General features: G+C 37.1%; 8 protein-coding genes. 7 read left to right on the top strand and 1 reads right to left on the bottom strand.

Going from position 1 to position 13,700, the window contains the following annotated elements:
• Positions 1–42: 42 nt before the first annotated feature.
• From R2Q16_RS00975 to R2Q16_RS00965, 3 genes are all read left to right on the top strand, one after another.
• On the top strand, positions 43–3,468 hold the full coding sequence (locus R2Q16_RS00975) for a SusC/RagA family TonB-linked outer membrane protein (RefSeq protein ID WP_316734614.1): 3,426 nt from the start codon (positions 43–45) through the stop codon (positions 3,466–3,468).
• 11 nt (positions 3,469–3,479) lie between these two features.
• Positions 3,480–4,937: a SusD/RagB family nutrient-binding outer membrane lipoprotein gene (locus R2Q16_RS00970; protein WP_316734612.1), complete on the top strand. Its 1,458-nt coding sequence runs from the start codon at positions 3,480–3,482 to the stop codon at positions 4,935–4,937.
• A gap of 131 nt (positions 4,938–5,068) precedes the next feature.
• A complete protein-coding gene (locus tag R2Q16_RS00965; protein WP_316734611.1) occupies positions 5,069–6,298 on the top strand; it encodes an alkaline phosphatase family protein in 1,230 nt (409 codons plus the stop codon).
• 106 nt (positions 6,299–6,404) lie between these two features.
• Here R2Q16_RS00965 and R2Q16_RS00960 read toward each other — a convergent pair whose 3' ends face one another.
• Positions 6,405–7,187, bottom strand: a complete 783-nt coding sequence (locus R2Q16_RS00960; protein ID WP_316734609.1) for a S1/P1 nuclease — start codon at positions 7,185–7,187, stop codon at positions 6,405–6,407.
• Between the two features lie 413 nt (positions 7,188–7,600).
• Here R2Q16_RS00960 and R2Q16_RS00955 point away from each other — a divergent pair, with 413 nt between their 5' ends.
• From R2Q16_RS00955 to R2Q16_RS00940, 4 genes are all read left to right on the top strand, one after another.
• Positions 7,601–10,417, top strand: a complete 2,817-nt coding sequence (locus tag R2Q16_RS00955) for a TonB-dependent receptor (protein ID WP_316734608.1) — start codon at positions 7,601–7,603, stop codon at positions 10,415–10,417.
• Positions 10,418–10,462: 45 nt separating this feature from the next.
• Positions 10,463–12,094 carry a tetratricopeptide repeat protein gene (locus R2Q16_RS00950; protein ID WP_316734607.1) on the top strand — a complete coding sequence of 544 codons (1,632 nt, stop codon included), beginning with the start codon at positions 10,463–10,465 and terminating at the stop codon, positions 12,092–12,094.
• Between the two features lie 130 nt (positions 12,095–12,224).
• Complete coding sequence (locus R2Q16_RS00945; protein ID WP_316734606.1) at positions 12,225–13,292, top strand: phytase; 1,068 nt, start codon at positions 12,225–12,227, stop codon at positions 13,290–13,292.
• Positions 13,293–13,458: 166 nt separating this feature from the next.
• On the top strand, positions 13,459–13,698 hold the full coding sequence (locus R2Q16_RS00940; RefSeq protein ID WP_316734604.1) for a hypothetical protein: 240 nt from the start codon (positions 13,459–13,461) through the stop codon (positions 13,696–13,698).
• The last annotated feature ends 2 nt before the right edge of the window (positions 13,699–13,700 follow it).

Raw genomic sequence — 13,700 nt, 5'->3', positions numbered from 1 at the left:
GCCAAATAAACACTAAAATTTAACTAACGAATTTGCTAATTTATGAAAAAAAAGATCTACAACACGTCTTTAATTTCGTTGAAAAGAGGTTTTACAATAGCCTGTCTATTGTTGACGATTTTCAACACTGCTTTTGCCCGTCCTGAAGGGAATGCGGAAAATAGTCTTGCTGAGGTAAAATGCTCTATCAAGATGAACAACCAGTCTTTGGAAAATGTTTTTAACGTTATTCAGAAGCAAACCAACTTCAACTTTGTATGCGTAGACCGCAATGGTTTTATGCAAAAACAAATCAGTTTGAATGAAACCAACAGCAACTTGGAGCAAGTGCTAAAGAAAATTTCATCGGCTGTGCCATTTACTTACACAAAGCTGAGCAACAAAATCATTTTAAAACCTGTAGAGAAGTTAACAAGCGTTGAGGCGCCGAGAATTATCAAAGGTCATGTTACCGATAAAGATAACCAGGGTATTCCGGGTGTTTCTGTATTGGTAAAGGGAACTAACGCCGGTACAGTAACCAACCAGGATGGTGATTTCTCGATTAAAGCCGATAATGGTGCAGTGCTTATATTTAAAAGCATTGGTTATCAGGTTAAAGAAGTTTCTGTTGATGATGCAAACGCCTATAAAATTGAATTGCTTGAAGATAGTAAGGCCTTATCAGAAGTGGTGGTTACGGCATTAGGTATTAAAAAGGAACGTGCTAAATTGGGTTACGTTGTTCAGGAAGTTCAGGGCGAAAATTTAGTGAAGGCCAGAGAACCAAATATTATTAACTCACTTACAGGTCGTGTGGCTGGTTTAAACATTACCAACTCAACCGACCTTTTTCAAGAGCCGGGCATTTCATTGAGGGGTAGAAAACCGTTGGTTGTTATTGATGGTATTCCAGATCAATCGGCAGATTTATACCGCGTAAATGCGGATGACGTAGAATCGGTAACGGTTTTAAAAGGTGCAAATGCTTCTGCATTGTATGGTTCGATTGGGCAAAACGGTGCGATTATGATTACCACCAAACGTGGTAAGGGTAAGGATTTGAGCATTGATGTAAATAGCTCAACACAAATTCAACCTAGTTTTATCAGAATCCCTGAAGTACAAACAGAATATGGAGCAGGTTTTAAAGGTAAATATACTTATGTAGATGGTTCAGGTGGTGGACCAGAAGGTTCGGGCTGGATTTGGGGACCAAAATTAGACCAACCAGACCCAAGTACGCCAAGTGGTTTTTTTGAAACACCGCAGTTCAATAGCCCAAGAAATCCGGTTACTGGTCAATTGGTTCCACTTCCTTTTTTATCAAGAGGAAAAAACAATGTTAAAGATTTCTTTCAAACCGGTTTAATAACCAGTAACAACATCAGCATTACACAAAGTGGAGATAAGGGCTCTTTCAGGGCATCAGCTTCACACATTTATCAACGCGGTATTGTACCAAACACCGATTTGCAAAACAGTTCTTTCAACATCTCAGGTAATTATAAGTTATCTGAAAACTTCACTGTTGATGCAAGATTAAATTACAACCGTCAGTATACAAAGAACTTTCCTGAAACGGGTTACGGGCCAACAAATTACCTTTATAACTTAATTTTATGGACTGGTGCCGATGTGAGCGTAGAAGATTTAAGAGATTATTGGGTGCCTGGTAAAGAAGGTATTCAACAACGTAATTACAATACATCTTACTATAACAATCCATACTTTCAGGCTTATGAGTATTTAAGAGGTTATGATAAAGACAATACTTTTGGTTCATTAAATCTTAATTATAAGATAAGTCCATCTTTTAGTGTTCAGTTTAGAAATGGTTTTAATGGTTATGGCTTAAACCGTACCTACAAGGAGCCGATGAGTTATATCGGTTACGGTAATAAATCGAGAGGACAATTTACTGTAGCAACGGGTAATTATTTTGATTTAGTATCAGATTTAATTGGTGATTACAACCATACCTTTACCGATAAATTTAAATTACACGCACAGGTTGGTGCTGCAAACTATTACAGAAACCATAAATACGGTTCGACCAGCACAGATGGTTTAACCATTCCGGGATTCTATAATCTTAGCAATTCGGCAAATCCGATTCAGGGTAATAACTTTGTAGAAGAAAGACGTACAAGTAGTTTATATGCAGTTTTAGACTTGGAGTTTTTAAATGCAATTTATTTAACTGCAACCGGAAGGAATGACGTGATTTCGACCTTGCCAACGGCTAATAACAGCTTTTTCTATCCATCGGTAAGTACTTCAGTAGTGGTTTCTCAATTGACCAGATTACCGAAATGGTTTAGTTATTTGAAAGCCCGTGGTTCATGGTCGAGGGTTTCGAGTGCAACGCTGAATGATAACGCTTATACTTATAGTTATCTGCCATCATTTAATAAGGGTACAATTTGGAATAGTGTTCCATCTTTAACCTTTGGAGATGCCTTATTAAACGGGAACCTTACCCCGCAAACATCTGATAGCTGGGAGGTTGGTTTAGATACTAAATTTTTTAACAACAGATTAAGTTTAGAGGCGACCTATTATTCTACACGCGATTTTAATAATATTGTTTCTATTCCAACATCAATAACCAGTGCTTACAACAGCCAGTTGGCCAACGGTAACGTTTTCCAACGTAAAGGTTTTGAGTTTGTGCTTTCCGGAACTGTGTTAAAAAGCAGCGATTTTAGCTGGAATATGGCTGTTAACTTAAGTAAATACCGCAGATACCTGAAAGAAATTTATGGTGGAGCAGAAACGCTAAACTTTTTAAGAGTTGGCGACCGTACCGATAAAATCTTTACGTCGGTGTATCAAACCAACAATCAAGGGCAAGTAATTTATGGCAGCAATGGCTTCCCATTAAATGATACTTTCTCAAGATTTTTAGGTTATCAATCTCCAGACTGGACTTACGGTATCGAAAATACCTTCAATTACAAGGCTTTTACTTTAAAGTTTTTGGTTGATGGACGTTTAGGTGGCATGATGTATTCTACTACCAATCAGAAAATGTGGTGGGGTGGAACCAATCCAGGTACACTTAACCAATATCGTGTAGATGCAAATGCAGGCAGATCTACATTTATTGGTGATGGTGTGGTTGTGGTAAGTGGCGCAGCTACTTATGATGCAAATGGAAACATCACCAGCGATACCCGTGTTTTTGCACCTAATACAAGAGCTGTAAACTATATCGATTACATGACGAATACAAGTAATGGGGCTTACAATAACTATAATTACTTCTCTCAAACTTTCTTAAAATTAAGAGAGGTTACCATTGGCTGGCAAGTGCCGAGCAAGTTGTTAGGTAAATCTTTTATCAAAGGACTTGATTTCTCTGTTGTAGGACGTAACCTGCTTCTATTCTCTAAAATGCCAAACGTAGATCCAGATCCGGCTACAGATAATCTTCAAACGCCATCAACCCGTTCATTTGGCTTTAATGTAAACCTTAAGTTTTAATCTGCACGAATATGAAAAAGACATTATATCTGATATTATTTACTGCACTTACACAGGTAGGTTGCAAGAAATTCAGCGAATTCCAGACAGACCCCAATAAATCGACAATTGCAACACCAGATTTATTATTGAACACGGTAGAACAAACCGCTTTTCAAACTACCGATATTACTGTGGCTTTCGCTTCCCGCCAAATGGTTTATACCGATGCGGTTTCTTTGAACCAGTATTATGGCTGGAACAGGGGTAGCTATGGTAATTTTAACAACTTGCGCCAGGTTATGAAAATGGAGCAGGCGGCAACGAGTCAAAGCAAACCAGAATACTTGCCAATTGCCAAGTTTTTCAGGGCATGGTATTTCTTGCAATTGACTCAGATGTTTGGTGATATTCCTTACAGTCAGGCTTTAAAAGGTGATGAAAATGTATCTGCTCCAGTTTATGATAAACAGGAAGATATTTATTTGAACATTTTAAATGATTTGAAAGCTGCAAACGGATTAATTACCACCAACACAGCAAATATTCAGGGTGATATTGTTTTCAACGGCAATATGCAACAATGGAAACGTGTAATCAATACTTTATCATTAAGGGTTTTGATGAGTTTATCCATCAAGGAAAATGATACGAGATTTGAGGTTAAAAAACGCTTTGCTGAAATTGTTGGTAATCCGACAGAATATCCAGTATTAACAGGCAATGCTGATAATGCACAATTAAAATTCTATGATTTGGCTGGAAATCGTTATCCTTATTTCAATAATAACGATATACAAACGACTAACTACATGGAAGAAACCTTTGTAAATCTATTGAAATCATTAAGAGATGTGCGTTTATTTAACTTTGCGGATAAAGCAACTAAATTCTCTGCTCTACTAGTAAACGATTTTAATGCTTACGGTGGTGCAAAAGGTAGTGCCCCTGTTAATGAAAACAATGCAAGAACTGTTGCGGGCGAGGTTTCGAAAATCAAACCACGTTATTACAATAACCCAACCAATGAGCCAAGTATTGCTTTAGGTTATGCAGAATTGCAATTTATTTTGGCAGAAGGGGTGCAAAGGGGTTGGATTACCGGAAGTGCAAACGATTTTTATCAGAAAGGTATAAGAGCTTCTATGCAATTCTACGGCATCGATGAAAGTACAATTAACACTTATCTGGCACAGCCTGTGGTGCAATTGGCTTCTGCATCTGGCCCTATTTCTAACATCATTACTCAAAAATATATTGCCTCATTTATGAATGGCGGATGGCAACCATTTTATGAGCAACGTAGAACGGGTTTCCCTGTTTTTGATACAAGTGGCGCAGGTATGTTAAATGAAAAACGCATTCCTAAGCGTTGGATGTATCCTGAATCAGAGTTGCGTTTGAACCAACAAAATGTTTCGGTGGCAATTTCAAGGCAATATCCGCAGGGCGATGATATTAATCAGGTAATGTGGTTACTTAAACCGTAATTAAAAAACCTATATCATTATTAGTATTTTGTCATTCTGAGCTTGTCGAAGAATCTTTTAAAGGCATTTCGACAGGCTCAATGTGACAAATTTTAACTTATTATATAGTCTTTTAGATTAAAATAAAAGAAATGATTAGAAAATCTATAATACTGCTTTTGCTTGCCATTTCGATGAATGCAGTAGCGCAAAAGACAAAAAAGACAGTTTTTATTATTGCTGATGGTATTCCGGCTGATTTGATTGAGCGTCTGGATTTACCAAACATCAAAAGAATAATTAAAGATGGTAGTTATACCAGAATGAGTGTTGGTGGCGAAAAAGGCGGTTACAGTCAAACACCAACTATTTCTGCCGTTGGCTACAACAGTTTGTTAACCGGTGTATGGTTTAACAAGCATAATATTCCCGATAACGATATTAAAGACCCGAATTACAATTACCAGAATATTTTCAGGTTCTTTAAAAGCCAATATCCAACAAAAAAGACCGCTATATTTTCTAGCTGGTTAGATAACAGAACCAAATTGCTTGGCCATAATTTGCCTGCCGCAGGCAATCTAAAAGTAGATCAATATTTTGATGGTTATGAATTAGATACGGTAAACTTCAAACACGATAAAGCCCGCGAGTTTATGGGTAGGATAGATGAAAAGGTCATCAGCGAGGCGGTTACAACTTTAAAAAAGGATGCACCTGATTTATCGTGGATTTACCTGGAGTACACCGATGATATGGGGCATATGCACGGCGATAGTCCGGAATTTACGGCCGCCATTAAAAAACTGGATGTACAACTAGGGAAGGTATATGATGCCATAAATTACCGTAAAAAGAGCTTTAACGAAGAGTGGTTAATGGTTGTAACAACCGATCATGGTCGGGATGAGAAAACGGGTAAAAATCATGGCGGTCAATCAGTGAGGCAACGCAGCACCTGGATGGTAAGCAATTATCCAAAACTTAACACTTACAGCAAATATTATCACCCTGCAATTGTGGATATTATGCCAACAATAGCAAGATTTATGTCTGTTGATGTTCCCAAAGCTAACCTTTACGAAGTGGATGGTGTTCCATTAATTGGCGAGGTTTCGATAGCTGATATCCAGGCAAATTACATTCAGGGTAATCTTGATGTGAGCTGGAAATCGCTAGAAAATACAGGAACGGTTAAATTATGGGTTACCCCAACAAATAATTTTAAGGTTGGTCAAGCTGATGATTATCAGCTTTTAGCAGAAGTGCCGGTTGGCGATAATCATGCGTTGGTTAACGTAGAAAAATATCCTTCTAAATTTTATAAGATAGTTTTGGAGGCTAAAAACAATGTACTCAATCGTTGGGTGGTTTTGAATTAGGGATTAGTGATCAGTGATTAGTCGTCAGTTGACAGTAACCAGTTGACAGTGGTTAGTTGTCAGTAAATTTTTTCGAGCTGTTTATAGAACAGCTCGAAAAACTTTTTTATTTATAAATTTCGTTTAATACTGCGGCTAAACGGATGCCTGCCTGTGCTAAACGTTTTTTAACTATGTCGGCATGATTTGGGTAATAATCATAATCAAAATCGGGGTTCTTAGCGGCTTCAGCATAAAGTTGTTTGCTTATTTCATACGATTCGAAAACCCAAAGTGTCATATCATCTTTTTGCCAGCTTTTGCTTTCACTCTTTTCAATTTGGTCGCATTCTTTAGCCAGCTCTTTATAAGTTAAGCCTGCGTAATCAATTAATCCGCTATCCCAAAGTCCGTGTAGGTTGTTTTCTCTTCTCATCAGTTTAATTTTTACGCCATTACCACCAGAATCTTCTGCATGACCTGTGTGCATGGGTTGATGTAAATCTCCAACTAAATGAACAAGGAATTTAAGTGCAAACACTTTCTCAGCTTTTGATTTATTAGCATCTTTCAAATCGGCTATACAATTCAGCATCGCTTTGTAAACATTTGGCTTATCCATCGCTTTAAGCTGAGTACTGAAGGCTTCATAATTCAATCCCTCTGGTAAGTTAACGTAATGCCAAGGCGCAGTATAAGAAAATGCAGGGTACGGACGAACCTCATCAGGATAGGTGCTTACCATAGCAAGGCTTTCACTTCCAAGAATTTCCTTTACCGCTTTTTTAGCTTTCTTAGAAAGGTGATTCTCGGCAATCTGACCGATGGCCCGGTGTCCAACCACACCCCATGACATTAGAAACAATGAAAGAGTGATGATTAATGATGGCAAAAGTATTTTTTTTATCATGTGTTTTATTTTTCTTCAAATTTCTTAACCAAAGGTAAAGGTAATGTTAACGAAGTGTTAAGCTAGGTGGTTGATGAGTATTTTCGCTGTTACCTGTTGAGTTAGATACATAAATTTTGTGTTCTTCTATGGTGCTATCCTTAAAATTCCAGCGTTACATTGCCGTAATTTATTCGTGTTAATATTAAGTTTTTATTGAGGAAACATAAGGTTAATGGATATTTTATATCATTGTAAATGATTGTTTTTCAGTGTATTGATTTTGTTTTTGTTTCTGTTGTTGCTGTTCTGTTAATGGTGTGTTTATGGCAGTTTCCTTTTTGTAACGGCCTCAGCTACAACCAAGGGGATTAGAATTTTCAACTTCGTGGCGGTAAAAATTATTATCCGAAAACAAACAATTAAAACCAAAAATGAAAACACTCTTTACCTCAGTCATTTTATTTTTATCTGTAATCCTATGTCAGGCTCAAGGCACTGGCGTAATTACGGGAAAAGTAATTGAGAAAATCACGAAAGCTTCGTTACCCGGAGCAACCATTAAGCTTAGTAATGGAAACCGATATACGATTTCTAGCCAGCTAGGCGATTATGAATTTTTAAAAGTGCCCGAAGGAACCTACGAAATTGAGGTTATTTACATGGGCTACAGAAACCAAAAGCAAACCGTTGTGGTAAAATCGGGTACAAATGCTGCGGTTAATTTTTCATTGGAAGATAGTGCAATCACAATGAACCAAGTTGTTGTAATGGGCGATCGCTTACGTGGACAAGCAAGAGCTTTGAATCAGCAAAAAAGTAAAGCCAACATTACCAATATTATTTCTTCTGACCAAGTTGGCCGTTTTCCGGATGCGAATATTGGTGAAGCTTTAAGACGTGTACCAGGTATTACAATGCAGAATGACCAGGGCGAAGCCAGAAACATCATCATCAGAGGTTTGGCTCCAGAACTTAACTCTGTAATGTTAAATGGCGACAGAATTCCATCTGCCGAAGGCGATAACAGAAGAGTACAAATGGATTTAATTCCATCTGATATGATTTCGAGCATCGAAGTAAACAAAACATTAACACCAGATATGGATGCCGATGCGATTGGCGGTTCAGTAAATTTGGTAACCAGGGCATCGCCAAATGGAGAACGAATTTCGGCTACTTTATCATCAGGTTATAACCCAATCCGAGATAAAGCTTTATACACCGGAAGTTTCGTTTATGGAAATCGCTTTGCGAATAATGCCATTGGTATGGTACTAAGTGGTTCATACAACAATCAAAACTATGGCTCTGATAACGTAGAAGCCGTTTGGACAAAAGATGATTTTGGAAATACTTATGTTGAGGAAATGGACATTCGTAAATACGATGTACAAAGGGTGAGAAGAAGTGTTGCGGCAGCATTCGATTTTAAAATTGATAATAACAATACCATCTTCGCCAATGCGATGTATAACTGGCGTGATGATAGAGAAAACAGATACCGTTTGCGTATGGATGATATCGAACCAATTTACAATGCAAGCAATGCGATTACAGGTTACACCGGGCGTTTAGGAATGCAGACTAAAGGTGGTGTAGATAACGATAGAAATAAAATGACCAGGTTAGAAGACCAACGTGTTCAAAACTATTCGTTACGTGGGGAGCATTTAATTAGCTCGGGTTTGGATATGGACTGGTCGGCGAGTTATTCTACAGCCAGAGAATTTCGTCCGAATGAACGTTATATGCTTTTCAGACAAGGTGGAAGACCATTAACTTTTACCGGAACAAGCGAGTTTCCAAATTTTACTACAACTTACAATACTGGTAATGCAGGTTTAAATACCATTTCAGAAAATACCGATTTAACTAAAGAATCAGAATTTGGTGCTAAATTAAACTTCAGGGTTCCGTTATCAATAATTGATGGACAAAAAGGTAGATTACGTTTTGGTGGTCGGGTGAGAATTAAGGATAAAGACAGAAATAATAGCTTTACTGAATACGAACCATTAAATGAAGATTTAATGCCGAATTTAGGGCAGGTTCCAAATGTTTTTTATGCCGGAAATAATTTTCAGGCAGGTTCTCAATATACGCCGGGCTTATTTGCAGGTCGTTCTTACCTTGCGGGCTTAAATTTGAGCAACCCGGCATTGTTTGCGGCTGAAGATGCTGCAAGCGAATATTTAGCGCTTAATTATCATGCAAAAGAAAATATTTATGCTGGTTACTTACGTTTCGACCAAGATTTTAACGCTAAACTTTCGATGATTGCAGGTTTACGTATGGAACGTACCAGCATTAATTACACCGGAAATATTATTCAAGATGAAGAAGATTTAACAGGTGTTCGTAATTCGAGAAATGCTTATACAGATTGGTTGCCAAGTGTTAGTTTTAAATATCAGGCAAATGATGATTTAGTTTTAAGAGCTGCCGCTACAACAGCTTTAGCCAGACCGAACTATTATGCATTAACACCATTTGTTGGTACGGTTGCAGGCGATGAAGAAATTTCGGCAGGTAATCCTGATTTGGATGCAACTTATTCTTACAACTTCGATTTAATGGCAGAGCAGTATTTTAAATCTGTAGGTATTATTTCTGGTGGTGCATTTTACAAAAAGCTTAAAAATTTCATTTATACATACAGCGATAGAGCTTACACCAACACTAAGTTTGCTGCTGATTTTCCTGGTTTAGCGAATCCAATTCCTGCCGGAGAACAATGGGCATTTACTCAAAATAGAAATGGCGAAAGTGTAGATGTTTTAGGTTTTGAGGTTGCTGTTCAACGTCAGCTGGATTTCTTGCCGGGTAAATTTCTTAAAGGCTTTGGAATTTATGCAAATTATACTTTCACAAAATCATATGCTAAAGGTGTCACCAATAGTGATGGTGAAATCAGGGATGGTGTAACGCTTCCAGGTACAGCACCACATATGTTAAATGGTTCATTATCATGGGAAAATAGTCGTTTCACTGCCAGACTTTCTGCTAATTACACTGCATCTTACATAGATGAGTTAGGTTCTGACAATTTTGGGGATGTGTATTATGATAAACAGTTCTTTTTAGATGCAAATGCTTCGGTTAAAGTTTCTAAAGTTGCGAGAGTATTTGCTGAAGCAACGAATTTAACCAATCAGCCGCTGAGGTATTATCAAGGTTTTGTTAATCAAACCAGACAGGCAGAATATTATCGCCCAAGATATAATATCGGTGTTAAATTCGATTTTTAATCCCTAATTGTGATATTTACAAGCAAATAACTGCTAATAATAAAATTGAAGAAAACCGCTTTAATATGCTTAATGGTATTTTGTGCACTTTGGAAACTTAGTGCACAAAATATTACTGATGTTGAGGAGATAAATGATCATCTGGAGCATATCTCATCAAGGCCTTCTGATGCGCTTTTTCTTCAGCAAAATCAAGCTTACAAACAGGCAAAAGCTGCTGGCGATGAAATGGGTCAGGCAAAAGCACTTCAAAAAATGGGGCAGCTTTGTTACCAGATGGGGCTTTTTACGCAATCCTTAAATTATCATATTAAAGCTAATGGCTTGTTTATGGCAGGTAAGGATGAATTACTCAAAGCCAATAACCTGAATGAACTTGCTCTAATCTTCCTGATTACCAAGCAAGAGCAAGATGCAAAGCAATCGCTATTTAAAGGGCTTTCAATTTATCAGCGTTTTTCTAACAAAAAAGGACTTGCAAAAAACTTTGCCAATATTGGGCATTTTTATGAGAAGACGTTGAATTATGACAGTGCCTATTTTTATCAAAAGAAAGCTATGGAGGTTTTTGAATCCATTGGCGATGAAGAAGGCGTTGCGCTTGTAAACATAAACCTGGGTAGTATTTACGAAGATAAAGAGCAATTTGAGAAAGCCTTTTTTCATTTTCATAAAGCTTTAGATTGGTTTGAGATGGCTGGTAATGCAGAAATGCTTATCGATACTTACAACAATCTGGGCGATGTTTATCGCAAGAAAGGGAAATATCAGGATGCGCTAAAATTCACCAGAAAAGCAGAACAATTATCAAAGAAAACGAAAGCTTATAGCAGGCTGAGTAGCGCTTACCGCGACTTAGGGAAAACCTACAATTTTCTAAAAAATACTGATAGTACTTTTCATTATCTGGAATTGAGCAGAACTTATTTTTTGAGTTCTTATTCAGAAGAAAGCAGAAACCAGGAAGCTTTATTAAAAGTCATTTATGGTTTGGATAGAAAAGACATGCAAATTGCTGAAATGGAGCGTCAGGAAAAAATTTCAACCGTGTTATATATTTCTACAGGAATTGTTGCGGTTCTATTAATTTCCATTGCCTTTGTTGTGATTCGTAACCAACGCCAAAGTATTAAAAGAGATAGAGAAATTGGGGCGAAAGAGAAACGGATATTAGAAGCAGAGCAACAACTTATGGAAGCTGAACTGCAAAATAAGAAGCTACAGGAAGATAAGTTGCAGGAAAATTTACATACAAAGGCTAAAGAAATCACAGCACATACACTTCAAACCATTCAAAAAAATCAATTGCTTGAAGATATAAGAGCCGCATTGACAGAAATGATTAAAAGTGATGGAAGAAGCTATAAGAAAGAATTGCGTAGTTTGTTAAATAAAATTAACCAGAACTTTAATAAAGATGCTTACTGGGACGATTTCAGAAGAATTTTCGAAGAGATAAATCAGGATTTCTTTCATCAATTACAACAAATTAACCCGGGGCTTTCGCCTACTGATATCAAATTTATCTCCCTGATTAAATTGAATATGAACACACCAGATATTTCTGCATTATTAGGTGTTTCAATTGATAGTCTTCGTGTTTCCAGGTACCGTTTAAGGAAAAAACTCAAGTTAGAACAAGGTGCAAGTCTAACTGCATTCATTCAATCCCTTTAAAATTTATTCAGAGCCATCTGTTGCTTATTTGATTACGGCAAATTGAGGCTTGTTAACCTTTTGTAACGCTTAATATTTGGTCTGCAAAGGCTTTAAAATGAAATTTGTTACGAACAAAAAAAATAATTCAATGAATAGAATAACACATATTTTTCTACTAGTGGCAATCGCTTGCCTAACCGCATGCAATACAAAATTAATCAGTAAACATAAAGGCCCTGATGTTTTATCGCCAAGCATTATTACGGAAAAAGTAGGGCACGATAGTGATGATCCGGCCATTTGGATTAATCCTGCTGATGCGAGTAAAAGTTTAATTATCGGTACGGATAAAGATAAAGACGGTGGTTTGTACGCTTTTGATTTGAATGGTAAAGTGGTTAAGCGTGTGGATAATATCCAGCGACCTAATAATGTTGATATTGCTTACGGCTTTATGCTGAACGGTAAAAAGGTTGATATTGCCATCACAACCGAACGCGAAACCAATAAATTAAGAATATTTACACTACCTGATTTAATCGCGGTTGATAATGGTGGATTAGAAGTTTTTGTTGGCGAGCAAGAACGTGGTCCGATGGGGATAGCAATGTACACCCGTTCATCAGACAATGCAATTTTTGCGATTGTTGGACGTAAATCTGGCCCAACAGAAGGTTATTTGTGGCAATATCAATTAACGGATGCTGGAAATGGTGTGATATCTGGAAAGCTGGTACGCAAGTTTGGAAAATATAGCGGCAAAAAAGAAATTGAAGCCATTGCCGTTGACAATGAATCAGGCTTTATTTATTATTCTGATGAACAAACGGGTGTTCGAAAATATGTTGCAGATCCTGATGCTAAGAATGATGAACAATTGGCAATTTTTGGAGAAAGTGGATTCTCTGCCGACCACGAAGGTATCGCAATCTATAAAACAGGCACCAAAACCGGTTATATTTTGGTTTCAAACCAGGGTTCGCAAACTTTTATGGTTTACCCTAGAGAGGGAAGTTTGGAAAATTCAAATGTTTATCCGTTGTTAGCTGAAATACCTGTTAAAGCATTAGAAACAGACGGAGCTGATGCTACGGCGGTTAACTTAGGAGCTAATTTTCCAAAAGGTATGTTCGTAGCCATGAGTACTGACAGAACTTTTCACTTTTATGATTGGAGAGCTGTTGAAGCTAAAATTAAAGCCGCTGTGAAAAAGTAGGGCCTAAAAGGTTCAATTCGAAAACATAAAAAAAATGTCTGCATAGCAGGCATTTTTTTTGTGTTAATTTTTTTTAAATCTGTAGTATTATCCCTATTTAAAAAAGGGTGTTTTTACGGCATCGGGGTTTTAGTTAATGATTTATTTTTGATTAAACCTATTAACCATGAAAAATCAGACTATCCTTGAATCATTACAAAACCTTGTAATGAGGATTGAAACGCTTGTAGTTTATGAGCCTGAAAACCTCAAAGATATTTATGGCGTTTTAAGAAGTACACCTCAATTGCAAACCCCAAGAATAAAATTACTATTGAATAGTGAGCCAACCAGGCAAAACTGGGTTTATCTAAAATATAATATTTTGGAGGATATGGTTAAAAAAGTGGGTGACTTTATCAAATAGTT

The organism is Pedobacter aquatilis (assembly GCF_032678425.1).
Classification (GTDB): Bacteria; Bacteroidota; Bacteroidia; order Sphingobacteriales; family Sphingobacteriaceae; genus Pedobacter; species Pedobacter aquatilis_B.
Note: the sequence above shows the minus strand (reverse complement) of the source record. Positions and strands in the feature narration are given on the sequence as shown.